Annotated in this window: 30 protein-coding genes and 2 pseudogenes; 5 read left to right on the forward strand and 27 right to left on the reverse strand. The window is 39.8% G+C overall.

From position 1 onward, the window contains the following. Positions 1-8 precede the first annotated feature (8 nt). On the forward strand, positions 9-530 hold the full coding sequence (locus BLS49_RS04880) for a TetR/AcrR family transcriptional regulator (protein ID WP_091227183.1): 522 nt from the start codon (positions 9-11) through the stop codon (positions 528-530). A 24-nt stretch (positions 531-554) separates the two neighbouring features. Further along, positions 555-1,823, forward strand: a complete 1,269-nt coding sequence (locus BLS49_RS04885; protein ID WP_091227185.1) for a condensation domain-containing protein — start codon at positions 555-557, stop codon at positions 1,821-1,823. Positions 1,824-2,053: 230 nt separating this feature from the next. Here the strand turns inward: BLS49_RS04885 and BLS49_RS04890 are convergent, their stop codons facing one another. From BLS49_RS04890 to BLS49_RS04930, 9 genes are all read right to left on the reverse strand, one after another. Beyond that, positions 2,054-2,914 carry a DMT family transporter gene (locus BLS49_RS04890; RefSeq protein ID WP_091227186.1) on the reverse strand — a complete coding sequence of 287 codons (861 nt, stop codon included), beginning with the start codon at positions 2,912-2,914 and terminating at the stop codon, positions 2,054-2,056. Beyond that, positions 2,904-4,184: an opine metallophore biosynthesis dehydrogenase gene (locus tag BLS49_RS04895; RefSeq protein WP_091227188.1), complete on the reverse strand. Its 1,281-nt coding sequence runs from the start codon at positions 4,182-4,184 to the stop codon at positions 2,904-2,906. The genes BLS49_RS04890 and BLS49_RS04895 overlap by 11 nt, the downstream gene beginning before the upstream one ends. Before the next feature lie 2 nt (positions 4,185-4,186). Next, a complete protein-coding gene (locus tag BLS49_RS04900; protein WP_091227190.1) occupies positions 4,187-4,987 on the reverse strand; it encodes a nicotianamine synthase family protein in 801 nt (266 codons plus the stop codon). A 33-nt stretch (positions 4,988-5,020) separates the two neighbouring features. Beyond that, a complete protein-coding gene (locus BLS49_RS04905) occupies positions 5,021-5,842 on the reverse strand; it encodes a histidine racemase CntK family protein (protein ID WP_091227192.1) in 822 nt (273 codons plus the stop codon). Positions 5,843-6,085: 243 nt separating this feature from the next. Beyond that, positions 6,086-6,634, reverse strand: a complete 549-nt coding sequence (locus BLS49_RS04910; protein WP_091227194.1) for a polymer-forming cytoskeletal protein — start codon at positions 6,632-6,634, stop codon at positions 6,086-6,088. 134 nt (positions 6,635-6,768) lie between these two features. Beyond that, positions 6,769-7,971, reverse strand: a complete 1,203-nt coding sequence (locus BLS49_RS04915) for a DNA glycosylase AlkZ-like family protein (RefSeq protein WP_217640032.1) — start codon at positions 7,969-7,971, stop codon at positions 6,769-6,771. 87 nt (positions 7,972-8,058) lie between these two features. Continuing rightward, a complete protein-coding gene (locus tag BLS49_RS04920; RefSeq protein ID WP_091227197.1) occupies positions 8,059-8,913 on the reverse strand; it encodes an ABC transporter permease in 855 nt (284 codons plus the stop codon). Next, complete coding sequence (locus tag BLS49_RS04925) at positions 8,910-9,824, reverse strand: ABC transporter ATP-binding protein (protein WP_091227198.1); 915 nt, start codon at positions 9,822-9,824, stop codon at positions 8,910-8,912. The genes BLS49_RS04920 and BLS49_RS04925 overlap by 4 nt, the downstream gene beginning before the upstream one ends. Positions 9,825-9,965: 141 nt before the next feature. Continuing rightward, positions 9,966-10,490, reverse strand: coding sequence for an HPP family protein (locus BLS49_RS04930; RefSeq protein WP_091227200.1), 525 nt, complete (start codon positions 10,488-10,490; stop codon positions 9,966-9,968). 122 nt (positions 10,491-10,612) lie between these two features. Between BLS49_RS04930 and BLS49_RS04935 the strand changes: the two genes are divergently transcribed. Continuing rightward, positions 10,613-11,587 (forward strand): GntR family transcriptional regulator, encoded by a 975-nt coding sequence (locus tag BLS49_RS04935; RefSeq protein ID WP_091227201.1) that lies wholly within the window; start codon positions 10,613-10,615, stop codon positions 11,585-11,587. 152 nt (positions 11,588-11,739) lie between these two features. On the opposite strand, the gene BLS49_RS04940 is transcribed toward BLS49_RS04935, so the two are convergent. Together BLS49_RS04940 and BLS49_RS04945 are read right to left on the reverse strand one after the other, a co-directional pair. Then, complete coding sequence (locus BLS49_RS04940; RefSeq protein ID WP_091227203.1) at positions 11,740-11,922, reverse strand: hypothetical protein; 183 nt, start codon at positions 11,920-11,922, stop codon at positions 11,740-11,742. 60 nt (positions 11,923-11,982) lie between these two features. Beyond that, positions 11,983-12,882: a LysR family transcriptional regulator gene (locus BLS49_RS04945; RefSeq protein ID WP_091227204.1), complete on the reverse strand. Its 900-nt coding sequence runs from the start codon at positions 12,880-12,882 to the stop codon at positions 11,983-11,985. 215 nt (positions 12,883-13,097) lie between these two features. On the opposite strand from BLS49_RS04945, the pseudogene BLS49_RS04950 reads away from it, so the two are divergent. Further along, positions 13,098-13,905, forward strand: a pseudogene (locus BLS49_RS04950) (alpha/beta hydrolase fold domain-containing protein). Positions 13,906-14,008: 103 nt separating this feature from the next. Here BLS49_RS04950 and BLS49_RS04955 read toward each other — a convergent pair. The 11 genes from BLS49_RS04955 to BLS49_RS05000 form a co-directional block, all read right to left on the reverse strand. Beyond that, on the reverse strand, positions 14,009-14,371 hold the full coding sequence (locus tag BLS49_RS04955) for a hypothetical protein (RefSeq protein WP_091227206.1): 363 nt from the start codon (positions 14,369-14,371) through the stop codon (positions 14,009-14,011). Between the two features lie 58 nt (positions 14,372-14,429). Further along, positions 14,430-14,753: a DUF3221 domain-containing protein gene (locus tag BLS49_RS04960; RefSeq protein WP_091227208.1), complete on the reverse strand. Its 324-nt coding sequence runs from the start codon at positions 14,751-14,753 to the stop codon at positions 14,430-14,432. A 36-nt stretch (positions 14,754-14,789) separates the two neighbouring features. Further along, entirely contained in the window at positions 14,790-15,353 is a 564-nt protein-coding gene (locus BLS49_RS04965; protein WP_245742275.1) for an accessory gene regulator B family protein, read from the reverse strand. A gap of 23 nt (positions 15,354-15,376) precedes the next feature. Beyond that, positions 15,377-15,520: a cyclic lactone autoinducer peptide gene (locus BLS49_RS04970; RefSeq protein WP_091227211.1), complete on the reverse strand. Its 144-nt coding sequence runs from the start codon at positions 15,518-15,520 to the stop codon at positions 15,377-15,379. 93 nt (positions 15,521-15,613) lie between these two features. Beyond that, positions 15,614-16,915: a sensor histidine kinase gene (locus tag BLS49_RS04975; protein ID WP_091227213.1), complete on the reverse strand. Its 1,302-nt coding sequence runs from the start codon at positions 16,913-16,915 to the stop codon at positions 15,614-15,616. Continuing rightward, complete coding sequence (locus tag BLS49_RS04980) at positions 16,915-17,640, reverse strand: LytR/AlgR family response regulator transcription factor (RefSeq protein WP_139173099.1); 726 nt, start codon at positions 17,638-17,640, stop codon at positions 16,915-16,917. Before BLS49_RS04980 ends, BLS49_RS04975 begins: the two co-directional genes overlap by 1 nt. 162 nt (positions 17,641-17,802) lie before the next feature. Then, entirely contained in the window at positions 17,803-18,063 is a 261-nt protein-coding gene (locus tag BLS49_RS24470; protein WP_139173100.1) for a hypothetical protein, read from the reverse strand. Beyond that, on the reverse strand, positions 18,053-18,286 hold the full coding sequence (locus tag BLS49_RS04985) for a hypothetical protein (protein WP_091227216.1): 234 nt from the start codon (positions 18,284-18,286) through the stop codon (positions 18,053-18,055). Before BLS49_RS04985 ends, BLS49_RS24470 begins: the two co-directional genes overlap by 11 nt. Positions 18,287-18,304: 18 nt before the next feature. Continuing rightward, positions 18,305-18,997, reverse strand: a complete 693-nt coding sequence (locus BLS49_RS04990) for a hypothetical protein (protein WP_091227218.1) — start codon at positions 18,995-18,997, stop codon at positions 18,305-18,307. 444 nt (positions 18,998-19,441) lie between these two features. Beyond that, positions 19,442-20,059: a DUF6273 domain-containing protein gene (locus tag BLS49_RS04995; protein ID WP_091227219.1), complete on the reverse strand. Its 618-nt coding sequence runs from the start codon at positions 20,057-20,059 to the stop codon at positions 19,442-19,444. Then, positions 20,046-21,029 carry a MerR family transcriptional regulator gene (locus tag BLS49_RS05000; RefSeq protein ID WP_245742272.1) on the reverse strand — a complete coding sequence of 328 codons (984 nt, stop codon included), beginning with the start codon at positions 21,027-21,029 and terminating at the stop codon, positions 20,046-20,048. The genes BLS49_RS04995 and BLS49_RS05000 overlap by 14 nt, the downstream gene beginning before the upstream one ends. A gap of 325 nt (positions 21,030-21,354) precedes the next feature. On the opposite strand from BLS49_RS05000, the gene BLS49_RS05005 reads away from it, so the two are divergent. Beyond that, positions 21,355-21,615, forward strand: a complete 261-nt coding sequence (locus BLS49_RS05005) for a hypothetical protein (RefSeq protein ID WP_425432111.1) — start codon at positions 21,355-21,357, stop codon at positions 21,613-21,615. A gap of 39 nt (positions 21,616-21,654) precedes the next feature. Here BLS49_RS05005 and BLS49_RS05010 read toward each other — a convergent pair whose 3' ends face one another. The 5 genes and pseudogenes from BLS49_RS05010 to BLS49_RS05030 all read right to left on the reverse strand — a co-directional run bounded on the left by BLS49_RS05010 (position 21,655) and on the right by BLS49_RS05030 (position 25,862). Next, the gene (locus BLS49_RS05010; RefSeq protein ID WP_091227223.1) at positions 21,655-22,500 is read right to left on the reverse strand and encodes a MerR family transcriptional regulator; all 846 of its coding nucleotides are present in this window, start codon (positions 22,498-22,500) and stop codon (positions 21,655-21,657) included. 484 nt (positions 22,501-22,984) lie between these two features. Further along, positions 22,985-23,320: pseudogene (gene tnpA / locus BLS49_RS05015) on the reverse strand (IS200/IS605 family transposase); the annotation flags it as partial. A gap of 201 nt (positions 23,321-23,521) precedes the next feature. Next, a complete protein-coding gene (locus BLS49_RS05020) occupies positions 23,522-24,157 on the reverse strand; it encodes a hypothetical protein (protein ID WP_091227225.1) in 636 nt (211 codons plus the stop codon). 50 nt (positions 24,158-24,207) lie between these two features. Continuing rightward, on the reverse strand, positions 24,208-25,134 hold the full coding sequence (locus tag BLS49_RS05025) for an ATP-binding protein (RefSeq protein ID WP_091227226.1): 927 nt from the start codon (positions 25,132-25,134) through the stop codon (positions 24,208-24,210). Between the two features lie 473 nt (positions 25,135-25,607). After that, complete coding sequence (locus BLS49_RS05030; protein ID WP_091227227.1) at positions 25,608-25,862, reverse strand: hypothetical protein; 255 nt, start codon at positions 25,860-25,862, stop codon at positions 25,608-25,610. Positions 25,863-25,973: the final 111 nt, after the last annotated feature.

Consider the following 25,973-nt stretch of genomic DNA (forward strand, 5'->3'; position numbering starts at 1 on the left):
GATCATTAATGCCACCAAAAGCAAAGGTGTCCCGTGAAGAAATACTTGATAAAGCCTTTGAGCTTACGAGGAAAAACGGTTACGAGAATTTGACGGCCCGATTACTAGCGAAGGAGCTCAATTGTTCTACACAACCCATATTTCATATCTTTGAAAATATGAATCATCTTAAAGCGGCTTTATATGATAATGTCCGCCTTTATTTCTCAGAGGTAATGAATACGCCATCTACAGATCCTGATATTCCACTGTTTCTAAGTATGGGGTTAAGCTATCTGGAATTGGCGCAAACAGAAAAACATCTGTTTCGATTGTTATGTATGTCGGATTCTTTTCAGCTGGATAGCTTGTATGAATTGGCTGGTAAAGACATACCTTCTTTGGATTCCAAAGTAATTACAAAAATGTGGATTTTCACACATGGGATCGCTTCTATTCTAGCCACAAATACGACCGTACTACCGAAGACCGAAATTCGTGAGTTGCTTATCGAAGTTTTTCAAGATTTCTATCACGGTAAACCAGATTAATTCTTTGAAAGAGGTGTAAGTATAATGGACGTTAAAATTAGTAAGGAACGCACACATTTGTTTTCACCTAACATCAACATCGGGGTGATGGTTCAAATTACGGGTGATGTAGAGCTGAATCTACTTGAATCTGCCATCTCTCGAGCTGTATCCAACAATGAAATTTTGAAATGCAAAATTCGAATTGCTGATGATGGAGACGCTTATTATTCCGTACAAGCAAAACCATGTTATTCCTTCAGCGTTACTAATCTGGAATGGCAAGAAATAATCAAGCAGCAAGAACGCATTCCTTTTCAATTAAAGCAAGGTGAACTTATCCGTTTTTTCGCAATACCTCAGGACAACTTCGTTCGATTAGTCATTGTAGCTCACCACCTTGCGGGTGACGGACTGTCCATTTCGTACTTGCTAGAAGATATTATGAATGCACTTGCGGGTAATCCTCTTACATACAAGCCATTACAGCTCTGGTCAACGGAAAACAAGGATGAGTACGGCAAGTTAAATCCCTTTTTGAGAATTATGATGTCAAGACTAAACAAAAAGTGGAATAAGTCGGGGAAGGTCTTTTCTTTCGAGGATTATGAATGGATGTTTCACACCTATTGGACAGAACGAGAAGCGGCTATTTTTACTCAAAACATACGTAAGGGTGATCTCACTAAACTGCAAGAGTTGTCTAAAGCCAATTCCGTCACACTGAATACCACGATTTCAACCGCATTTATTAAGGCTGCCAAAGAAAAATCAGATGTAGGTATGGCAGTTAGCATACGTCCTGAAGGCTATTCTGGCATGGGAAATTATGCTAGTGGAATCTCGATACAATACACTTATGATCACGCAAAGAATTTCTGGGAAAATGCACAAGTGGTACACAGCCTTATTTACGATAAATTGAATAACAATGCTAAAAAATATTTCTTATTACAGTTCATGAGTGGGCTGGCCCCCACCTTGATTGACGCAGCCTACTTCGCTGCCTTTGATGGATATTCGAATAAAGCAGCAAAGACGATGCAAAAAATGTTCGGCTATAACGGAAATCCTAAAGCAATTAGCCTTACCAATTTGACCAAACTCAATATTCCTGCTCAGTATGGAAAATACGCTCTATCTGATTTTACAATGGTTCCACCACTTGTACCCAATGGCAAACGTGTCATAGGAATAGCTACATTGGAAGAAACACTAACCATCTCTATGCGCGTAGAAAAGAATACGATCACTCCATCTGAAAAGGTATTCTTCGAAAATGCTATACAGGAACTCATGCCATATCAATCTTAATTACCTTAATGCTCTCTGTTTAAGTCCAGATATAAACATAACCAAAATTGCGAATTTTGAATGCTTCAAACTGAGGCGGTATGTTATAACCCATCCATATGGGACCTGTGAAAAAAACAGCCCAATTCCATTTGGATTTTTTCGGAAAGGCCCTAACCTTAGATAGCAAGTCTATCATAGGTCAGGGCTTCTTTTAATGCTCTTTGCATGATTTATGCAACTATCGTTTATCAATCTTTTTTTCTCACTTTAGTTATAGCAATACATCCACCTACAATCAGAATCATGCCTATGATCGAGAACGCATCAGGTATTTCCAGCCAAAAGGCAAAGCCCCACAACGCATTAAACGCAATTCCGATGTATCGCACGATTTCGACGACCACCGCATTTTCATGAGTAAAAGCCTTAGTTAAAAATACTTGTGCCAGCAAGGAAATGACTCCGATACAGATCAGATATAACCACTCTTCAGCACTCGGTATTACAAATTTGCTCCACATGAGAGGAATGGATATCAATGTTGCCGTGACCATGAAATAAAATATAATTTCGTATGTGTGATGCTTTTGACCTAAATACCTTATGCATATCCCCGCTCCAGCAGAAAACAAAGCAGCCAAAATCCCCAGTAAAGCAACGATCGAATAAGTAGAATATCCGAATGGCTTTATAGTAAACATGACTCCGGCAACAACACTCGGCATGATGAAATAAACTTTAGGCGGAATCTTCTCCTTCAGGAAAAGCCTGGACAGCAGAATCGTGAAAATAAGCGATGTATTGATAAGAATAATGGCATCCACCAAAGGCATATGAGCGATCGTGTAAAAATAAAAAATCATGTATAATGCTCCGCAGCAGCCCCGTAAAACCAGCATCGGAATGCCCGCTTTTGAAAACGGCACCTTATCTTTTTTCATAAAATACACAATCATCATCGTTCCTATCAAGCTACGGAAGAACACAATCTCATTAGAAGGAATCGATGCTGCTGTTGCTTTCACGAATGCGTTCATGATGCTGAAAATGAAGCTGGACGCAATCGCATACAATATCCCGCTGATGGCTGGATGATGGTTAATCTTCATAGCAAACGAATGTCAACTCTTCATCGAGGCTTTTCAGCGCAAAATCATCTGATAACAAGGAGTCCCGATGCATCAGCGCAAACAAGCTCAACTTTTGCTCATAGAGATTGATCATTTTATCTATAGTAGGTGTCCCCAATGCTTGATTACGCGCTAAACCTTGTAATATTTTCAGCCTGTAATAATCTTCATTTGGCACTCTTGGCACACACCAATAACCTGCCTCATTTTGATATACCTTCTGGATAGGGACAGCCGAGAAATCAAAATACCTGCCATTTGCATCCGGAGTCGAGAATGGATCAATTAATAGAGAAGCATAACGGATATACAACAAATACTCTTGCTTGATCGCAGAAAATGAGGTGAAATTCTCAATATCTTCTCGTGATAAGCTCTCTGTCCTTACTGGATAATTATCATCATTCATAAATTGAAGCAGATTAAATTGCTCTACATTAAAGCCATTTAATATCCCTGTGATTTCCTCCCACTGCATGAGCAGATCGTGTATAACATACTGAGTGATCGGTCCTTCCGGGTAAAACTTGTACGCATACTTTAAGGTCCCGTCTTCTCCAAATATATAGTTTAATGCGTATTCGTTCATAAATATCGGCGAATGTACATAAATGGAGATATTTCGGCTCTCCGCTACAAAGGGATCTCTCGTTAATTCAGCGGCAATCCCCAATGTACGAAGCCAATCTATCAGCTGCCGGGCAGCATCGGAGTTTTTACTTGTTGAGCCCAAGTAGATTTTCTTTTTCACACCTTTGGTCAATACTTCAATCGCCGAGTTTTTCCCCTTGGTCGCTGCATAATACGTTGACAGGCTAACAATTTCAGCATTACAACCGGATTGCTGCAAAAAATGGCTGACTATCCGATGTGAACCAATGGTTGGCGATACAAGGACAATGCATTTTACACACCTCAATATCCCGATATCCATTTGCTTCAACACACTGATATAAGCGTCGTTCGTAACGGATAAGATCATCGTATCCCACTCCCCGTTAACCGCATCATAGCCAACAAAGGCATGGTTTATAACGCATTCACCCGACAACAAATGATGCTCCTTGTTCTGCACATGGGCACACAATTTATGGTTGTTTTCAAACAGCTCTTCAAAAAATGCTTGTGATCGCGCTGAAATTCTGCCTGCTATTCCTACACTACATTCCAGATTATTTTTCAGGTTAACCGCAATTTGTATCGCCGCTGAGCCTGTGCCCAATATAAGGACTTTCTCCAGAATTTTCACGACTAAGCCTCCTTCTTGTAAATAGCAACATCAAATACATTGCCCGGCTGCTGTACCCGGTTCACGATTCTCCACAGCGAAGAGTCTACATCCTGTAACGGGTAATTAAACAAAGATTTCAGACCGTTTCCATATCGCATAGCGACAACAACATTCCCATTCGTTAATGGGTGCAGCTGCTGTAATAGCTCAAACTTCTCTTTGATCGTTGATGCAAACACGATATGTGTAGCCCTCTGTGTAAAATCCAGTTGATCGATCGTAATATTCTCTATCCTGATGCTGGAATTTTGACCCAGTAAGCTCACAACATTTCTTGCCAGACCTACTGCTTCCGGATCGATATCGATACCAACCACCTCTGCTCCCGTTTTTCTCGCAATAAGCAATGGAGTCATCGGAAATGCCCCCGCCCCAATCAACAGCACCTTGGAGCCAGTAGTGATCTCAAAGCGGCCAAATTCACTTGCAATACAGGCTTCAATATTATTAAAGTACTCTGCAATGCCCTGCCTGTTTAGCAGAAGCTCCATCGCTCTATATTTCTCCATAGCCCAGACGCAATAAGCGGACTGCTCCCTAAGTTCTGCTATGTTCCTGGCTAGCTTATTATTGTTGAATTGACTCTCTACTTGCTTCCATATCTCTTCATTCTGTTGATTTAATACAAAAGCCGTAAATTCACCAATCGTCTTCTCCATTTCGCTATAGTTATTGGCATGCTGGTCATATGACATATTCAGTTCTCTAAATTCGGATAAAAAAGCTTCCATGTGCTGTATCAGCATAGCTGGAGTGGTCATTCTATTCCCCCTCTTAGTCCTTATTTATCCAAACTAAACAAACGCAGTCCCTACAGCAGATATATCAACATGGCCTTGAATCTCCAGACTCGTAATATCTCCCCTGTGACATCGAGCCCAAACCTCAATCATTCCACCCGGCTGTGTAATTTCAAGATGAATGTCTCTTCCCTCTTTCTTCGCCACATATGCACCTATGGTAGCAACACCAGAGCCACAACCCCGCTCCCAAATCATCGTGTCCGTATCAGGGATATAAATCAGCGGCGCCAGCTCATGACTTTGCCTCCGATACAGCATAATCCCAAGTGCCGCTTCACCTTGCAGCAGCTCTGGACATTTCACCATCCTCCGCGCAAAATCCCTAATAGAGCTGTTAAAACTGTCTACTTCCACTACCGTATGAACAATACCAGGATACCGAGTAACCACAGCCTGTATCATCGCGCCGTTGCAGTTGATCATTAGATTATCAATAGCTAAAGGAATCGGCATTTCTGACCTACACAGATATCCGATCTGCTGCGCTTGTACCTGGCACATCAATATCCGGTTACTTCCTGACACCTCAAGTGGAACCTCCAGCTGCTGTCCAGGCCGCAAATTCCTTCTCCACGCCATCACCGCCGCTAAAGACATCGTCGCATTGCCGCAAAACTCTCCAGCCATCATTTGAAGCCGTGCCCAAGCCCCCTCGCATTCCGACAACTCAATAAATCCAACCTGTTCAGCACAAACATGGTCATACGCCATCATACGTGAAGCCACTTGCTGGTAAGTATCCCGGGTGTGATGACTCTCCACTAGGATCGTCATATTCTGAGTCGGATTCGTCTTAATAAACTTGACCTCCATCTTGCCCTATACACCTCGATTTCGGAAGAGAATGTAATACAGTAATTCTTTGAGACTGAACGAATACTGGAAGTAACGTTAGATAAAGGTAAAGAGGTGGGTGTGGTTAATCGTAATAATTACTATTAAAAATGTCAATATTTTCTTTTTAAAACTATTTAAAAATGCAAAAAAGCCCTCAGCAATAACCATTGACTGAAGGCTCTCTTATTCATTTATGCTATTCGTATCGATTTAGGTTGATTATTGTACCTTTGTCTCTCCGGTCACTTTGCCATCAAGTACTGCAGTAGCTTTTACATCTTCATTTGCAAAGTTGAGGTTACCATCGATCGTTGCAGTTTCATGCAAGTTAAAACCATTTGCTTCTACGTACACGTCACCCTTTATTGTTCCGCCTTGAACCTTCAAGTTTTCACTTTGTACAGTAAATTTAGGTACAGTTAGTGTATATTGTGCAGTAATGTTCTTGTCTGCATCTTGAGCGTACAATGCAATCTTACGATAGATATCGCCGTCTGCTGCACCTTTATTACGGAATTCCCCAGCTACAACAACATCTTTATCAAGTGTAAGGTCATTAAGAGTAGCAACAATCCAGGTTCCTTCTGTACTCACTGCCTTAACAAAAGCTTCGCCATCGTTCACAATGGATGCCGTTGTTACAGCATCTGTTGTCTCAGCAGTTGCTGGTGGTTGTGTTGCATTCGAAGCACTTTCCTTATTTCCACCACAACCAGACAATAATGCAATTGCGACCCCAGCCACCAATAATCCTCTAAACAGTTTCACAGTAACCCCTCCAACTTTATATTTATTATGACTCTAGTATATATCTAAAATTGAAGGTAATAATGTGCCAGTTTTCACAATATTGTGTCAGTTTTTAATTTTCACGGAGGAAAATGTTGACAATGATACTTTTGTCATTGCATTATTATTTTAGAATAATCATCTAAACACTCTGTACCTAAATACCTGCTGAAATCGTAGATAGCCGTATGGATAGCATCATGTAAATCATTTGTGACTTTCATACCTGGCTCCCACCACCAATTTTTGATGGTAAAAGGGGTTTTTGTATTCATCTTCTCTGGTTCAAATCTTGCAATCAGTTGATCACCATAGAGAACGGGCAGAACATAATATCCATATTTACGTTTCTCTGCAGGCGTGTATACTTCCCAACGATATTCAAAATCAAATAGCTGTTTAACCATTTCCCGATCCCAGAGAACGTTATCGAGAGGTGCTAGAAACCTGATTTGATCGTTTTTGCTAGTGTTCGTAAAATGATGTTCGTCACCCTTTTTGATGTAAAATGGGGTTTTAATGTCTTCGACATACAACCGTATGATTTCACCTGCTTCACATAGCTCATTCAAGGTTTGTTCTCTCTTTACCTTATCCGAGAGGAAATGTCCTTGCCATGCGCCTCCATTTTTGTCCCACACCATCCCTACACTGCTGACCCGCCGCTTAATATACCAGAGTAAAAATTCCTCCTCACCTTTAATAGAATCCGTCTTAAGCAGATGTGAAGGTAATACATTTTCCGTAAAATCATATTGTTTCTGCGTTCCATTCTTGTTAACAACACATAACTCGCCAATAGTATAAAGATAGTCCAACGCAGCACTGGATAATTTCTTGTGACCCCAACGGTTTTCATTGTTTTGACCCATCGAAATAGAAATATCCTTAGAGCCGATCGCACCATTTTTTCTAATATGATCCCGCACATCATCAAGTATTTCCAGAGCATCCAGCTGGTTTCGATGGGCTAATGTGTTTTTTGTGCTCATTCCACTCGCTGCTCTTATTCTTTCAAACTTAGAATAGTCTTCAGATAAGTAGATACACATCTCTTTATCAACCCCGTCTACCAGGAGATGTTCCTTATATAAAAGCTTCTTCAGCATTTCCGGTTTGTAATCCGTTATTTTAGACTGCAGCACCAAATCAGCATTTCTCCCCACTACATGAAGAGGGTCATATTGAATGCTCCTCACTTTAGTAAAGTATTGTATGACACCTTCTGAACCACTATAGTGTTGACTGCCGTTTAAATTGTGATAATTTACAAGAAATCGTCTAGCTTCGTCTTTGGTTATACACTCACTTTTCACGTTATCCCTCCTTATATGAATTTCTTTATTTTAACAGGACAAAGGCGACAACAGTTTGTCGTATATTATTGATTTATAACTTCTACCTCATTTGCTTTTGCGTGTCATATTCAAAACGGCCAGTCCAAAACAGACAACCGTTGTCACGATTAGAACAAGAATACTGATCCAAGCGGTTACCTCATAATCGCCAAAATAATAGGTTACACCCATCATTTTCTCAAATTCAATCAAAGTCTCAGCGGGTGCTCCTGCAAAAGCCTCAGAGAGGGGGACATCCATAATAACCTGCCGAAAAATAGATACAGCGTGTGATACAGGGAATATTTTGATCACGAACTGAACAGCATCCGGTAAAGCTCCAACTGGGAGGTAGATCCCTGTCATAAAACCGATCAGTGTCCCGATTACCGTACTCGCTGTAGCAAATGCATTATTGCTTTTAAAGAAGGAGACTACAAAAAAGACGATGGATGTATTGACAAGAGTACAAACCAATATAAGCCCGAAAACCTTACCAAACGCCACTACAGACAGCAATTTACCGCCATTGGCCACGATATAAATTTCCACTAATACAAGTGCTACAACACTCATGATGCAACCGATCAGAAATGCACTAATCACATATCCACCGGCGATGCTGCTTCTGCTTACAGGTGCGGAATTAAAATCCTTGATAATTTTCTTTTCCCGATCACTGACGAGCGTGCCAAAGGCACCCATGGTTGTTGTTACAGAAGTTACTGCCAACAGCCCCGCCATAATCCAACTATCCATAAGAAAGCGAATATTTGCTATTTCCTTATATTCACTCGTCCACACATCGCCCAAAAACAAGGCATATAGACCAATAATAATAAACACAGCAAGCAACGAGAAGAACACTGTACTTTTATCTTTGAAAAAGAGGAGGAGATTTCGTTTAGCGAACCCAATCATTGTCTAAGCTCCTTTCCAGTTATACCTATAAAAGCATCATCCATCGTTCCATTTAGAACTTCGAAGCCTTTTATGTACGGTTTGCATTGTTCAAGAATCGGTAATGCAGCCAATGTGGATGGAATATTTATTGTTATTTTATCGACCTTTTGGGTAAATTCGATTTGTGCTTCTGTCAGGAACTCCGTCAATGCCTCAATATCTCCTGAGAAAAGGTTTAATTGATCGCTGGCGTACCTGTTTTTTAATTCGGTTGGTGTTCCCTTTGCCGCAATGTTACCATTATCGATCACGACGACATAATCCGCATCAGCCGCTTCCTCCATATAATGTGTGGTTAGAAATACTGTCATGTTATTTTCTTTTTGCAGCTTTTTAATGATTTCCCACACATTTTTTCTGGTTTGAGGGTCAAGCCCCGTTGTAGGTTCATCTAATATTAAAATGGTTGGTGTATGTACAAGTGCGCGCGCAATATCGGCACGTCGGCGCTGACCGCCTGACAGATTTCCGTAAGGACGTTTCAAGAACTCGGTTACACCCGCTGCTTCCGCCGCTTTTTGCACGGATTCCGCCAACTTTGTTCCTTTCGCCCCATAAAAGCCGCCCCTGATTTTCATATTTTCTTCTACTGTCAGTAAAGAATCCAGCAATCCGTCTTGAAATACAGCGCCGATGACGGAGCGTATCTTATCATCGTCTTTACCCAAATGGTAACCATCTATAGTAATCGTGCCAGAATCGGGCTTAAGAAATGTACAAATAATATCAATCGTTGTTGATTTCCCGGCCCCGTTAGGACCTAAAAAGGCGAACATCTTCCCCCTCTCCACGTAAAAGCTAATATCTTTAACCGCTTGCACATTGCCATACGATTTGCTTAAGTTCTTCACTTCAATAATTGGCTCCATAGCTGATTCACCCCATGTTCAATTGTCATTGTATAACCCTTCCATAATAGGCTTGATTCTACAATGATAGCTCGTTATCCAAAGCAACTCAATGATCAATAATACAACACCAACAGATCATTGTGTAAATAGTCCCTCGCATCATATCCAAAAAGTCGGATACTGCCGTTTCTTGTCCATGTTATTCACTAATAACGCAACCAATACAATAACAACAGCACCAATCAGCACTGGGGCAAATAGAAACGACCATCCGCTGCCTGCCATAATCACCACTAACGGATTTGCACCAGCTGGTGGATGTGTTGTCTTCGTCAACATCATTAACCCAATGGCGAGGCCCACCGCAGCAGCCATAACAAGAATGCCCTGCCCAAAAAGATGGTACATAACCAAGCCTACAAAGGTTGAGATCATATGCCCTCCTATGATGTTCCGAGGTTGAGACAACGGCGCATCCCACACTCCAAATGCAAGTACACAACTTGCACCAAAAGGGGCCATAATCCATGCTTCTACCGTAAACTCCGTTAAAAAAGCTAAAATCGCAATCGAGATAAATCCGCCCACCGCACCGATCAGAGCATTTGCCGGCAGCACTTTTAGTGGTGTTCTGCCCTTCCCTTTCATTTTTTCAAAAAATGCTGAAGCCTGATTTCCACTCATTTTTAATCACTCCTATATACATAGTTATCTAGTGATTTAGTTATATAATATGTCATTCGGGTTGTCAATAGCCTCAACAGAAACTATAATATAACTAGTTAACTATGTAATGGGGTGTTTTTATGAATCATAAAGAGCTGCTTCTAAAAATTGATCCAAACATGACCTTCAGTGTGAATACGCAAATCAAGGAACAGCTTAAATGGATGATTGGTACTGGAGAAATCGAATCCGGAGACATGCTGCCTGCTGCCAGTCAATTGGCCAATGAATTGGGGCTGAATCGAAATACGATCAATTGGGTATACAATCAACTGCGTGATGAAGGCATCGTTTCGATGCATAAGGGCCGGGGTACAATTGTATGTAATAGCCCTGAGGTTGAGCAGTTGAAAAGAGAGCGTGTGCCCATGTTGCGTTTGCTAACGGATACTATTCACCATGCGCAATCGGAAGGCATTGAATTGCACGATTTTTTCATAGCCGGTCTTGCTTATGTTTTGCAGCACAACACAGGAACAACCAAAGCGCAGCGTATTGTTTTTGTGGAATGTAAAGAACATGATCACCCCTTTTATGTAAAGGAAATTGAACGAATCACCGGTTGTGAGATCCTTCCACTATTTCTGGAGGATTTATCATCGGGCGAGGTCAATCTTGCAGATGTGCTTGTCCCAAGCGACATAGTTGTAACCACATTAAATCATGCCGATCAAGTAAAGATGCTTGTATCTCAGTATGATCATAAAGTTCACGTGATAGGCGCAACGGTTGAACCATCGGCCCTGATCCATATGGCAAGATTAAATGCTGAGGCCAGCGTGGCATTTATATGTCTCGGGAAAAGTGGCGGAGAATGGATGGCTAGTCGAGTCGAGGAAGCAGGTATTCACCTGAAGCAAGCAAACACTGTAGGGTTATATGGCGCAGATAAAGAGCTGGTTGCTAGCATTTTGGAGCAATCTGATCAAATCTATGCTTCCTCTGCTGTATTTCCAGCGGTCAAACAAATGCTGCCTGATAAAGTCGAACTCTACCCCATGCACCTGGAGAAGAGCAGCGAGAATCTTTTGAAGGAGATTACGCGTGAGCAATAACTTAAAAAGGACCCAAAAGCATTGTTCTTTTGGGCCCCTTTTCTATGCAGATGGTGGAGTTTGAAACTTCTCTCGAAGCTTATGAAAAATAATCGATTGATGCATTTCTTCTGATTGCTTATACGGAAAAATAATTTTAGATTTCTTCATGGCTATATATTCTTCATCTTCTCATCTATATGATTAACAGTCGAAACATCAGGTATATCCACTGCTTCCGTTTTCGTAACCGTTTGATCAACCTTCACTTGCTCAGTTGCCGCAGTTCCGCAAGCCGTCGTCACCAAAAACAGCATCACTACAATAAAGGCACGTTTAATAAGTTCAATTAACATTCAGCTCCAAACACGTTATGTATAGTACCTTCTTTTTATCGTCAGTTTTTGGGTACTATTTTAGATTCCATTGAGCAACTCTGATAGCCTGGCCGTGAACTCTTCTACCATCCTTGTGGCTTGTTCTTTTTTTCTAGTGATTCTCCCTAAAATAACCGGATCGGAATGATACTGCTTCAATGGAATAGTCACGATCTGTTTTTGATAGCTTGCAGGCAAAGAATGCAGGATAAAATCAGGTCCAATCGTAATGGTATCTCCTTTAACAACCATTTGATATAAGGCCTCCATATTGTTGCTTGATAGGGCAATACGGTTTGAAGGATGCTCAGATACCAAATGTTGAGCAATCCGTTCGATATCTTCATCTTTATAAAGGACAAATACTTCATTCTTTAAATCTTCAGCAGTTACCGTGTTCAAAAAACGAAGCGATGAATTCTTGTTCACAATCAATACGGCATTGCCTTGTATTATAGGCATCCAGTCCAAAGAAGCATCCTGTTGCTGCTTAGAGCTGTAAGAAATCAAACCCATACTTGCATGCCCTTCATTGACGTGATTCATTACTGTCTGCGTATCTCCCTCTATCATTTGAACATTGAGCAAAGGATATTTTCCAGCAAATTCAATAGTAGTCTGGACAACCTGTGGAACCAATCCAGGTATGGTGGAAATGATAATATTTTCTGAATATTCCTCTTTAAGATGTGAAAGTTCTTGCTTCATCAAATCCACGCTTTTGAGAATGGATGCTGCGTGTTGAAGTACAAGCTGTCCTTCTTTCGTTGGAACAATCCCTTTCTTCGTGCGATGAAAGATCACGGTATCCAATTCTTCTTCCAGCTGCCGTACCGATTGGCTAATCGTGGGTACTGTCATATGATGCACACTAGCAGCCTTAGTAAAAGACCCATAACCCGCAGCCGTAATCAAATATTGTAGTTGTATAATATTCATGAATTCTCATCCTTAAAAATATATTTAGGTTGATTAATTATAATTAAATATATTTTATCATGATGAATTGGTATTATACATATATCAAGGGAAGTTCTATAGTTGATATGAGTTGTATCCACAGCAAGGAGGTCAGCAGGATGAGAAGTTGGCAAAGCTTTCTTGTCGAACGATTATTAATACTAACTAAAAAGCAAATTAATACTGCCACTTATATGGAACAAAAAAGGATAGCTAATGAAACCCCTTATGTACTACCCGCTAAGCTGCAACAAAAATATAATATACTGAAAATTAATACCTATTCATTAGATACCTACATGTTGAAATCGACCTCACAGCCGGATACACGACAAATTTTATATTTGCATGGTGGAGGGTATATCGAACAGCCACTATCATGGCATTGGCGTTTTTTATATCAATTAACCCAAAAGTTGAATGGAACGATATCTGTCCCTGTGTATCCCAAAGCACCAAATCATCAATATAAGGAAGCCTTTGAGAAGGTTCTTCCTATTTATGAAGACTTATTAACCAAGGTTTCGCCAGAAAATATTGTATTGATGGGCGACTCCGCAGGTGGCGGCTTTGCACTAGCTTTAACACAATTGTTATTGGAACAAGGGATTTCGCAACCAGGCAACATTATCCTTCTTTCCCCGTGGCTTGGACATCACCTTAAGTCATCCGGACATAGCAGGAATGGAAAATAAAGAGCCTATGCTGGATGCGAAGCTATTGATTGAGGTCGGTAAAGCTTATGCCGGGGAAACAGCAACCAGTAATTATTTATTAAGTCCGATCAACGGCCCTCTGCAAGGCTTAGGCAAAATTTCATTATTTGCAGGTACTCACGAATTATTCCTGCCCGATGCTCGAAAATTCAAGACATTAGCTGAACAAGAAAAAGTAGCCATTAATTATTTTGAGTACCCCAAAATGAACCATGTATTCCCTGTATTTCCTATTCCGGAAGCCAAGAGGGCTATGCAACAAATGATAGACATCATAAAGAACTAACTTCAGTCCGTATAACTAATTTCTTTGGCAGAAAAAAGCAGCTCTCCTAAATAGGAACGAGCTGCTCTTTTCAATCCTCTATCTCAGATTACACATTTGCTCATTATTGTCTGATGATGAGGATGTCTCTTGGAGGTGTACTTGTGCTTTGAATCCGAGTAATCTCGTTATTCGTAAGATTGCGGCCTACCAAAATAAACGAAGAAGTGACGTTGTTAAAATTAAAATTGCTTAAATTCGCCACACTTTGGCTGCCACGGAACACACGGAAAGATCCCTGAAAGTTTATTCCCGCGAACAGCACCAGCGTTACTTCGGAGCTCTGGGCCACGTTTCTAAGTCTGAAGCTCGAAAGAACGTTGTTGAACCGAAACGCTCCAAGATCACGAACCGCAACTCCTCCACGTCTAAAGACTATTCTACGAACTGAAAAATTATTGCCAGACCATAGTATTACTAAAAGCAAAGAACGGCATCTGACAATTACACCAGTGCAATAGTCTTTTAAAAAAACCGAATTTGGATTATTCAGATATTATCCTTACATTTTTCGCGTTTGCTTGCGCCGGATATGCATCATCAATACCACCCTTAATTTCCACTGCCACCTTTTGCCCGATCTCTATCTCCTGGTATGTGCTGTGTCCGACGCGGATGGAGTATGCTGGATAACTTAATTCCAATGGATCATCACTTTCTAATGATTCTTTCAGTTGGTTCTTAGTAATGCCTTCAAATAAAAGAATCTTTCCTTCATCCTTCTGAATAACATATCCCTCAATTTTCATGTTAGAGTTACAGCCTGACAGTATAAACAATACCGCTAGTAATAAAATTATACTCCTCATCGTATCTCCTTAATCAGATAAACATGCTGATATTGATTAAACAAAATCACGCTCTTTATTATGTTTTTTTACTTTCCCAAGCACCAGCATAACACTCAACGCAAACAGAGATACGGACATACCAGGAAGAATATCATTGTGTCCTACTCCCAGCATTAATACAATGATAGACATTTCAAATAGCAGAATCGCCCTCGTCCGCCTTTTGTACGTTGCTATTTCTATTTGATCCAGTGGCTTGTTACTGTCCTCGACAGGTCCAAGAATAAAAATGACAGCACCTGCTAGCAAGGCCAATCCCAAGCATATAGAATTCGTCCACGGAATCAGCTTAATTGCCCAAAGCACTGCCGAGGTTAACATGATGGAATACAAATAACATAATAATTGTGTTTTTGCATGATATCCACCAGCAAATGAGCGTAACGGAAGATAAGCAGCCATGAACAAAATACTCTGCCAAAACATCCCGCTGATTAAGCCAATCGCGACAGTCGTTAGTACATTCAAGATAATAAAAAGACCTTGCTGCAAGCCGTAAGCGTAAAGGTCTTTATCATCTTCTCGTATACTACCCGAGTGAATAAGCTGTGCTATCATTTTGTCCAATAATTGAGCTGCCATTAGAATTTACGAAGTCGCTCTGCTCCCTTGGGCAGCTTCGGTTGATGGATAAACGCAATACAGTTGGTATTTACATTCAATGCCGTAATGAAAAGCGAAAAGCTTGCAACCATGCCACAGAGATTAACAATAAGCTTCTTCATATCAATTCTCCTCCCAAGTTTCACTTTAATTACTTCATAGCCACACTATCATGAAAATAAATCTCGTGCGTTGAGATGGTAAAATTCATATATTTATTGGGTAAAATTAACATTCACAGGATTATAAAGGAGCACATCCACACAAAATCGTTCCCCGGTATAGTCCAGGTTTATTGAACCATTGTATTTTGCTAATGATTTTTGTACACTTTGCAGGCCCAGTCCGTGATTTTCCTTATCTGCATGGGTCGTTTTTATTTTATGATCTTCAATAATGAGATCTCCGCTATATGAATTAATCAATCTGATATAAAGAACATTTCTACTGAAATCAATCGACAGCTCAATGTTCTCTTTTTCTTGTAGTTTTGAGGTTGCTTCTATAGCGTTATCAAGCAGATTGCCGACAATGATGACAATGTCAATCGATCGAAAATTGAATTGCTCAGGAACATTTAAATGCAATTTGATCTCGATCCCCAGCTTCTGAGCCTCATATATTTTATAGTTCAATATGCTGTCCAGCTCGGTATTGTTCGATTTGGCGTATTCATTCGTAAAACTGGCAAGATGATATATATTTTGTATGTAATCCAATGCAACGTCGTTATTGCCCTTTTCAATCAAGCCTTGAAGTGTTGAAATATGCAGCTTGATATCATGGCGAATGATTTTTATGTTTTCCTGGGATTCAGTTATGATTTTCAATTGCTTCATATAAGCATTGTTTTGTTGCTTGAATAGATTTCTTTCCATTTTTTCCTGATAAGATTGGATCAGAACATCATATAAATAAAACACAAAAAAATTGATCAAAAATAGGATTGTAATACTAATGAATAGCTGGATGAGGTTATCGTTATTGCTCTCTGTCATTAACATAAAGGTAGAAAACAGTGTGCCAAAAGGGATGCCCACAACAGCAAACCAGTGCAGCGGACTGATTTCAATGCCGGTTTTCAGCATTTTGAAATTGGAGATGACTAATACGACTGTGTAGGACAGAATTTTGCTTACAATCAAAGATAAAATTAAATCTACATCGATAGAATAAGCATGCTTGTTCAAGTCCAGTAAAGAAAACATGATGATCGTAATGGTTTCAACGGATATCAAAATCGCATAGATGTAAACTACAGCCGTAACCCGTAACTTAAGAGAACTAGAATACAGTGCGGTAATCAGGAAAAATAAGATGAAATTCGATAACATATTAAGGATCGGAACAGAAAAGATGATATGTATTGACCCAATGACGAGAAAATATGATATATAGGCGATCAGTTCAAGCTTTGGATTTAGCTCATTGCGTTCAAAAAAAATGCTCATAAACTTATAAATGGTATAAGTCCCAAAAATATTAGACAGCAAATATACGATATCGTAGACATCCATTAGCAATTGGCACCCTCTCGCCTACGCTGTAAAAGTCGATCACGAACACCCTTTCTGTGCTGCTGGCTGATCGGCAAGATCGTTTGATCGGACATTTTGACATAATCATATTGGTACTCAATGACATGATAATAATTAACCAAATACGATTTATGTATGATAATAAAATCCTGATGGTGGAGCTGCTGCTCAATCTCCAGAAGCTTGCTATAAAACTCATGATATTGATCCTGCAGCACCAGCTTCACCTTTTTGCCTTTACTTTCAAAATATAAAATATCTTTGATCGGAATTTTATTGTTGGTACGCCCTGATTTATATTCAAAAAAATGATTTCCCCGATCTACTAAATCAATGGCCTTTCGGACCACAGCCTCTATTTTTTCTTGCTGCAGCGGTTTGATCAAAAAATTCAGCGGCCGGATCTCGAATAGCTCCATCGCGTAGCTGTCTTTACCCGAGATATAAACAATTTGTATGTTTTCATTATTCAATTCATCTCTGATTTTTCGACCTACCTCTACCCCATTCAGCATGTGAAGCTCTATATCCAGGAAAATCATATCAAAATACGCTCCGTCGGAAAGAAACTGAATGAGAGCTTCACCGGAATAAAACACCTCAACTTCTATTTTTCTCGGGAGGCCCTTGTTTAAATTTAATAGTATACTTTCCACTTGCGCACAAACATGCTTCTCATCATCACATATGGCAATGCGTAACACGGTGCTCACCCGCCTTGGCTTGGATATTATACCAATTGTATCATATGAAATCTATTATTTGCCAAATATAGAGCTTGTGATAGATTGTTGCAAAAAAAGAAAAGCACTTTAACTGGCGGGTTAAAGTGCCTTACTTTGCTATTATTTTGCTGCTTCAGATAGTTAATTATAATTTCCCTCTAAATAAATGAGTCTTTGAGTGCCATAGATCGTTGTGGCTAATTGATTGTCATTGTAGGCTCCGTCTCCGGTTCTGCCTGTTACATAAACCTTGCTATTTTCAAACTTGGTGACCACCGTAGAATGTCTCCATATAGTTCCGTTATGGCCTTGAACAATATCACCTAAAAATGCGTTGGCATATGACAACGTCTTTAACGTTCCATAAGGCCCTTTATTCGAATTCCCCGGATTACTCTTCAAAATCCTTAATATACTTATCTAAAAGCGTATCTGTGTCCGCTCTAAACAAATTGGCATCCTGAAATAGCTGATCTATTAGTCCCAATGTTACGCTTTCATATGGTTCATAGCAGCTAATCAGCTTTAGTTCGCCATTCGAAGCTTTTGAGAGCGTTACATGAAGCAGCTCCGAGCTGGTTGTTTTGTCACTGCTGTATTTTTCCGTCTGGTAAGGGCTAATCAATCTGGTAATCCTTATAATTCAGCTCAAGGCTTCATATTTTTCAAGCTTCTCCATGACAGCATCCACCCACTTCGGATCGTCCCATAAATTAGGGTTGTCGAGCTTTCTTTCACTCGGGTGACCTGTTGCTATTGTATCTACACCATCTTTGTTTCCAAAATACAAATCTACTATTTTTAATGACTTGTTGACAGACTGAACCAACAGCTTGCAGTTCATCCCGGACCCCTGATTCGTAAAAGTTAAATTCACATAGTAAAGATTGTCCTCAAGCTTGTTGAGCTCAACTTCCTTAAACTCATTGTCCATACCGAAAATGACCCCAATGCCGCCCTTCAATTCCTGCTGTTGTTCTAATGCCAACATTTTATTGGTGAAGGTAAGCAGATTTTCATTCGCGATGTAGTGTTCAAAGGATACAGCTTCCTGCTCTGCAACCGCTCCGGTATACAGATTGATGAAGGCTTTTCCGAAGTCCTCCATGGAAGCGTAATCATTTTTACTAATCTGATCCCCTTGGATTGCAAACTGTTTATTAACCAGTTCACTTAATCTCTCTGCTTCTGATTGCTCTGGCAATTCAACAGAAGCTTCTATATTAGACATAGATTCTTTTGTTGGATTATTGTCCTTCTGTGAATCTTCCTTCTGAGAGCAGCCCACAACGACCACAAAAACCAATACTGCAATACTTATCGTAAATTTCTCCATAGTACCACCTTTTAGTAAATCATTCAGTAATCTCGTTAGTTCTGCGAAGCTCAAGACACGTTCTATGTGTTATGGCATTCTCATTGCGCTCTAATATAGTTCATTAATATCCCCCTCCTTTGCTTGGCTCAATGCAAAAATATGGTTCCGATTATTCCAATTATAGAATACATTAAATATTTATACGAAACGGGAGGGTATCAAAATTGATGTATTTTTTGGGTAAAACTTAAAGGAAATCTGAGAATAAAACCATGAGAAATCGAATCCAGAGGCATGCTGCATACGGATAGTTAATAAGTATATGAATTAGTTCGAGCATAAAAATAAGGACAAAGCCATAATAGCCTTGTCCTATGGGGGGAGCGTATCTAATCCGGTTAATCACGGCGTTGTGCCGTATTAAGTCCTGCTTTATGCTTTGCTTATTAGACATGATTCAAATTACAGCTTTAGCCACAAAGCGGGACGGACACCGCCTGTACATTTGCCATCGCTGATGTTGCCTTTCAATATATTGTTGCCTTGGATACCTATATTACCGTCACCGTGGATGTACACGGCCTTTACATTAACGCGGCCGGGCGACCGAAGCCACCACCACCAAATAATCCCCCCTTTATTTGCCTCAAGTCTAGCTATTCGCTTACTGTTGTTTTCGTCTTTTCTTTCAAACCAATATTTTTGATTTTTTCCTCGGTTATACAGTTTTGAACTGCTATCACCGAAATATTTGCAAACTACTTCCTCAATGCTTAATAAAAACACACTGTCTTGCGTATCTGTTCCGCCTTTTGAACCATACCACGGATTGTCAGGATTTTTATTTATTACCGGCATTATTCTTGATTGATCAGTTGCATTGAAATTGTCATAAAATTCACCATTAAGATATTTTCTTAACGCGCAGTCAGCCCATGTTATATCTTTATAAGCATCATGGTAAGCGCGTTGTTCTATAATATTTTCAGTTATAATCAAAGCCGTATTGTTCCTTATGTCAAGCACACGCCAATGATAACCGCCGAATGATAATGATGAGTCGATTTTAATATCTTCCATCTGCTTTCTCCTTAATGGGAAACAATAAATCAAGCTGTAAATCTTCCATTTTACTTCCTTTATGTATAAAATTATAAAAGTTCAACGTTTCTTCAAATCCTTGCCCCGCCACTGTTTCCGGAGATATCCAGCGTGGGGAATCCAAATCATTATCATATTTGTCGCTTGCGTCAACCCATTCTCTTAATAAACGCCAGTCCTGAAAGTCCCACGTCCTCAACACATGTGCGGCATATAACCCACCGTCAAAAGTTCGTTTTACTAAAGGCGCGGGTATCTCTATGTCGTCGGGAATCGACACCCACACTTCATATACATGCGAAGGTTCTCCGAGTACTGCTGCCCCCTTAGAGCAGTCAAAACCAAAACTTCGGGCGTCGGGTTTGATATCTAGCAATCCGCTTTCTACTACAAATTGCGTAATCATGTCAATCGCTTTACCTTCGCAGCCTTCTCCCGTTGCGTAAGCAGCAGCCACAGTCATGGGCGGCAGATATACAATCCGCACATCTTCGTCCTTCAGTTTGTTTAAATTTTCATTTGCCTTGTTTATTTCTTCCATTGACTTTTCCTCCTTGAAGTTGATTTTAGAGACAGTCAAGGAATCCACAACCTCCAGTAAACTTGCGTCGTCAGGTAGCGCGAATTTCGCTCCTCTGAGATTTAGATATTCGACAAAGGCTTTGATGACGCTGCGAATAGTGGAGAGCGCAGTGATTTCGTCCTCAATATCCGCAAGGTTACGCTCAAAGGCTTCGATTGCAACGCGCGCTTCCGAGCTTTGCAGAACCTCGGCAATCTGTTTCAGCGGTATCCGCAGTTTACGCAGAACGATAATCTGACGCAGACGTGTGATGGTTTCGGCGTCGTATGCGCGATATGTAGAATCTTCCTTTTTCGTAGGAGTAATCAAGCCGATTTGCTCGTAATACCTAAGTGTACGGGTTGAGATTGAAAACTGCTTTGACACTTGACTAATCGTTTGCAGTTCGATGACTATCCCTCCTTCAGAGTATAAATATACAGGTTAACGCGACGTTAAAGTCAACAGAGTAACCAAAAAAATGCGTTTTATAAAACGCACGGTAAACCAAAGAGATACCCCATAATCAGGCCGTATTCCAATGGTGTTAGATAACACGTCCGTTTTATATTTGAACTTATAATAACTTTTCAAATAATAATATGAGCATGTTCATAATTGTTTTCATATAGGAATTAACAATCTTAAAGGATATATTATTATCATAGCTATTATTATTGCTACAAGCTGTTATAAATCCGGGGAAGTGACCTTGACCCCGGAAGAACAAGAGGAACTACGCAAACGTGAGGAGCGCAAGGACAGGCTTCATCAGAACTATCTGCGCCGCAAGGCTAACGGCAAGCAAAAAGAATATGAGGACAAAATCAAGGCTGCGAAAAAGGCTGAGATGGACATGAAAAAGAACACCCTGCGAGCCGAGGATATTCAAAAAGGCGTATTTGTTCCAGTTAGCCACTTGCCGAAAAATGAGCCTACCAGAGCCGTCTTGCCTGTGGCGGTTAATCAATAACGGAGAAACGGATACCCCATGACAAGGTATCCGTTTTTATTACTTAATTGGTATCTGCATTTCGGTAATATATTCATCGGGATTATTTGTAGCCCATTCACCTTTATGGTAGATTTCTCTGATTGGGCCATCAGCAAGATAGTTGTTCTGCTTCATCCATTCAAAGAGCGTATCGCACGTTTTACTGATAGTTGAGAATGGGCCATTGTGAACAATACAGGCCATTTTTTCAACTCTTGGAAGCTCATAAACATTTACCTCACCGTTGCCCTCAAAGGGTTTAGTAACAGGTTCGGCTACCTCAACATCAAGATTCTGCTCATCGTACATGACATTCCACTGCTCCAAATTCCACCATCCGGAGTGGTAAAGCATAAGGCAGGGGATTGTTCGTTTAACACCTTTTTTGTCAATGTACTCATTGACTGTCGGCCACATTTTTTCTAAGTTTTCATCGAAACCCTTTTTAGCAAAAACCTTGCGGACTGATGCAACAAGAATCGGCTCAACCTTTTTTATGCTTATTTCATTCATTTGCGCTATGCCTCCATTCTTTATTAAAAAGATATTTGTATGGAGACGTTCAAGCCTGTTGTATTCATTGGACAAGGTGGTTTCAAGAAGCACGGCTTTGTTTTCAAGCATTTCAATTAACATTGGCACCGAAATGCCCTTATTCAAAACATCGGCGATTTCTTCTAATGAAAAACCAGCGTCCTTTAATGCCAATATTTTGTTGACAGTTACCAGTTGTGAAGCATCGTAGTAACGATAGCTGGTGAATTTATCAACTGTCTTTGGCACAAGAATTTTAAGTTTTTCATAATGATATAGCGTGTCTGCCGATAAGCCACATAGCTTTGAAAACTCACCAATTCTGAACAAAATATCATCTCCCAACAGACTTTACAGGTGTGCACCCCTGTCGTCTGTTAATAGACTACGCCTTTGGGTAACCCAAGAGTCAATAAGTATTTTTAAAATTTTCATTAGCGGACAAATTTTTTCGTATACGTTTCGTAACCAACTCATGAGTTCGCCCTAAGCCCGCGGCAGCGCCCACGGCACTTTGCCCGCGCAGCGGGAAAGTGTCATAGTGGGTTACATACTTTGAAAAAGTATGTAAGTTGCCGTCCCGACCTCAATGCGCCTTTAACGATAGCATAGCATAGCATAAAAACGCGGCCACTTCCACAAAAATAATACAAGCCTCTCTGCGGGTAAGCCCAACCGCCGAGGGGCTTTTTATGGTTTAAGTTCGCTGACGAGTACCACAGAGTAGCGGAGTACATTGAAGTCAATACCCCTGCGGCGGCAATCTGACCGCCGCAATACCAAAGGCAGTTTGTTTTCCTAATATATAAGGCCCATAGTATCCCTCCGCCCAAAATTTTCGATTGCCATACTTATACTTCAAATTCGCATGCTTCTCGAATATCATCAGTGCGCTTTTTCCCTTCAGATATCCCATAAATGAGGATACTGAGATTTTTGGAGGAATTGCTACTAACATATGTACATGATCTGGCATCATGTGACCTTCTAATATCTCCACTCCCTTGTATTTACATAAACGTTTGACGATTTCGATCAAGTCTTTCCTCACTTGATTATAGATCTCTTTCCGTCTATACTTCGGGGTGAATACAATGTGGTATTTGCACATCCACTTGGTGTGCGCTAAACTGTAGTTCTTGTTTGCCATCTAAGACCATTCCTTTCAACCCCGCCTGAACATCTCAATTCTATCGGCTTGGTCTTAGTGGTCAAACCCTTGATCCCTCCACCCGCATCAGGTGGTTTTTTGTTTCGCACGCTTCGCGAGCTCAACTGGCTTAAGCCATAATAAGAGGAAGCTAGTCGCTTCCCCTCTAAGTTATCAGAAGAGTTAAAGTGCTTTTCCATGTTATTGCTTAAGCTTCTCCATTACAGCATCAACCCATTCCTGATCGTCCCATAATTTAGGGTTATCAAGCTTTCTTTCACTCGGATGACCTGTTGCTATCGTATCTACACCATCTTTGTTGCCAAAATACAAATCTACTATTTTTAATGACTTGTTGACAGACTGAACCAACAGCTTGCAGCTCATCCCGGACCCCTCTTTGGTAAAAGTTATATGCAAATAGTAAAGATTATCATCAAGCTTGTTGATCTCAACTTCCTTAAACTTATTCTCCATGCCGAAAATAACCCCAATGCCGCCCTTCAATTCCTGTTGTTGTTCTAATGCCAACATTTTATTGGTGAACGTAAGTAAATTTTCGTTCGCTATGTAATTTTCAAATGATACCGTTTGCTGCTCTGCAACCGCCCCGGTATACAGATTGACGAAAGATTGTCCGAAGTCCTCCATGGAAGCGTAATCACTTTTACCAATCTGATCCCCTTGGATTGAAAATTGTAAATTAGACAGACCAATTAATAATTCTTCTGCTGATGTTGCTGGAGTCAGAATATAATCTTCTGTATTAGTAGATTGTGAGCAGCCCGCTAGAGCCAAAAATACCAAAATTATAATACCTAATGTAGATTTCTTCATAGTACCTCCCACACAAACTTATTGACTGTCCCATCCAATAATTAATTAACTCACTCTAAAAATCTCTTACTTCTTTTTATTAAACATTCCGAATTCTTGAATCTCCACAATTCGATCTTCTTTCGTTGGGTTTCGTCAACCACTATCAAGTCGAAGTTCTGACTCGCTATTGCAGTATCTATATCCTTTGCAGCGAATATATTCCATCCATTTTTTCTACTCAGTATCTCATGTCCTTCTGATAACATTCCACAATGAAAAATGGCAACATTCCATCCATTTTCTATGTAATATTTAGCAATGTCATAAGCCAAGAGTGATTTGCCCGTACCTGGTTTCCCTTCAATCGCAACAAACGGTAATTTATTTTGATTAATAATCTTGATGATTTCATCCCTAACGGTTAGTTGGTTACCGTTGAGAAAGTAATTTCCACCAATAAATTTCGCCGTCGAGTTAAGTGGGGAAACAAGATATTCACTTGGCTTGAATAGTGCATCTATCTCAGTTATGACTTTTGGCTTTTGAGTTTTGATGACATTAACCAAGTCGTCTATAGTAGACTTTATGAGATTTTCAGAATCATCTAATCTATAAAACTCATTCGTCTTTGCAATATATGAGAATGATTTCACTTCATAACCTAATGCGCGTAAGTAGTATTTGTTTTGAGATAGTTGCTTTTGAACCCGATTTGGTTGGCTGTTGTTTTTCACTTCAATGTTAAGCGTGAAGTTAGTCCCAAACCGCAAGAGATCAAACTCTTTGGAAATCTGGGGGATGGTGTAGCCCATATAGAATTCGCTCATTTGAACAGTTCGAATATCACAATCAAGAATTTCCAAAATCATGTCTTGAACATCAATGCATTCTTGTTTCTTAACCGTAATTCCAAAATAGTTAAGGTATCTGTTAAATTGATCTTCTTTTAATGACTTGTATGCGTCAGCATATGAGCTTAGGCTTATGGCTTTCATAGTTACCTTTCCTTCTTCTTAATATTTTGAGAGGGATTCATTTTAGTTCCTTTTAAAACTCTTTTAATATATATTATACAAATTTTTGATGTTACAAGATACGTAAATCACTGACTGAAAAAAAGTTATTATAAACTTTCTTTGCCCCAAAATTACTTACAATTTAATTATAATTATGATACATATATTTCATAAACAACATATCAATTCATGTATTAGTTGCCACGGCTCTTCGTACAAATCCAAATTTTTTTAGATCAATATATAACAGAAAGGAAGACCAGATTGTCCGGTCTTCTCTCTCTTTATAGAACTAACATGAACGTTGAATACAATAGAAATACTTATCTATCAAGTACTAATCCACGACTACCTTTATTTAGTTGACATAGAAAAACAGAATCTTTATCATAACTCTTTTCAGCCTGTAATCAGAAAATAAGTATTATTTGTGACAATTTATAGGTCGCTATTTATATCTTGAAATGTTTTCTCGCTTTATTGATTATTGAGTCAATTTCAACAGCTAAAACACTTCCATCTAGCGTATTCAGATGCCATAAAAAGGCGGAAAATCTCCGTGTTCCATCCTTATAAACTCCATACTTCGGTCTGCTCTTGAAGGCATTTTCAATAGGTTCAAACAACAACTGATCATCAATCTGAAAATCCTTCAGTCTTTGATTAACCTGTGCTATTATTTCTTTGTTTCGTTTTAATTTTCCCATTATTACTTCCTCGCTCTCGTTTTTATAGTTTGATTAGCAGGCGTAGTATTAAAATATCATTTGAGAGACTAATCGTATGTAAGTAACACGTATAAAAAAAGAACTCTCATT

Source organism: Fontibacillus panacisegetis (assembly GCF_900102215.1).
Taxonomy (GTDB): Bacteria; Bacillota; Bacilli; order Paenibacillales; family Paenibacillaceae; genus Fontibacillus; species Fontibacillus panacisegetis.

Excerpts from the sequence above, each read along its gene's own strand:
- BLS49_RS04880 (WP_091227183.1), top strand. The coding sequence starts at position 9 with ATGCCACCAAAAGCAAAGGTGTCCCGTGAAGAAATACTTGATAAAGCC.
- BLS49_RS04885 (WP_091227185.1), top strand. The coding sequence starts at position 555 with ATGGACGTTAAAATTAGTAAGGAACGCACACATTTGTTTTCACCTAAC.
- BLS49_RS04890 (WP_091227186.1), bottom strand. The coding sequence starts at position 2,914 with ATGAAGATTAACCATCATCCAGCCATCAGCGGGATATTGTATGCGATT.
- BLS49_RS04900 (WP_091227190.1), bottom strand. The coding sequence starts at position 4,987 with ATGACCACTCCAGCTATGCTGATACAGCACATGGAAGCTTTTTTATCC.
- BLS49_RS04905 (WP_091227192.1), bottom strand. The coding sequence starts at position 5,842 with ATGGAGGTCAAGTTTATTAAGACGAATCCGACTCAGAATATGACGATC.
- BLS49_RS04920 (WP_091227197.1), bottom strand. The coding sequence starts at position 8,913 with ATGATTGGGTTCGCTAAACGAAATCTCCTCCTCTTTTTCAAAGATAAA.
- BLS49_RS04925 (WP_091227198.1), bottom strand. The coding sequence starts at position 9,824 with ATGGAGCCAATTATTGAAGTGAAGAACTTAAGCAAATCGTATGGCAAT.
- BLS49_RS04930 (WP_091227200.1), bottom strand. The coding sequence starts at position 10,490 with ATGAGTGGAAATCAGGCTTCAGCATTTTTTGAAAAAATGAAAGGGAAG.
- BLS49_RS04935 (WP_091227201.1), top strand. The coding sequence starts at position 10,613 with ATGAATCATAAAGAGCTGCTTCTAAAAATTGATCCAAACATGACCTTC.
- BLS49_RS04940 (WP_091227203.1), bottom strand. The coding sequence starts at position 11,922 with ATGTTAATTGAACTTATTAAACGTGCCTTTATTGTAGTGATGCTGTTT.
- BLS49_RS04945 (WP_091227204.1), bottom strand. The coding sequence starts at position 12,882 with ATGAATATTATACAACTACAATATTTGATTACGGCTGCGGGTTATGGG.
- BLS49_RS04960 (WP_091227208.1), bottom strand. The coding sequence starts at position 14,753 with ATGAGGAGTATAATTTTATTACTAGCGGTATTGTTTATACTGTCAGGC.
- BLS49_RS04965 (WP_245742275.1), bottom strand. The coding sequence starts at position 15,353 with ATGATAGCACAGCTTATTCACTCGGGTAGTATACGAGAAGATGATAAA.
- BLS49_RS04970 (WP_091227211.1), bottom strand. The coding sequence starts at position 15,520 with ATGAAGAAGCTTATTGTTAATCTCTGTGGCATGGTTGCAAGCTTTTCG.
- BLS49_RS04975 (WP_091227213.1), bottom strand. The coding sequence starts at position 16,915 with ATGGATGTCTACGATATCGTATATTTGCTGTCTAATATTTTTGGGACT.
- BLS49_RS04990 (WP_091227218.1), bottom strand. The coding sequence starts at position 18,997 with ATGGAGAAATTTACGATAAGTATTGCAGTATTGGTTTTTGTGGTCGTT.
- BLS49_RS04995 (WP_091227219.1), bottom strand. The coding sequence starts at position 20,059 with ATGGAAGATATTAAAATCGACTCATCATTATCATTCGGCGGTTATCAT.
- BLS49_RS05020 (WP_091227225.1), bottom strand. The coding sequence starts at position 24,157 with ATGAAGAAATCTACATTAGGTATTATAATTTTGGTATTTTTGGCTCTA.
- BLS49_RS05025 (WP_091227226.1), bottom strand. The coding sequence starts at position 25,134 with ATGAAAGCCATAAGCCTAAGCTCATATGCTGACGCATACAAGTCATTA.
- BLS49_RS05030 (WP_091227227.1), bottom strand. The coding sequence starts at position 25,862 with ATGGGAAAATTAAAACGAAACAAAGAAATAATAGCACAGGTTAATCAA.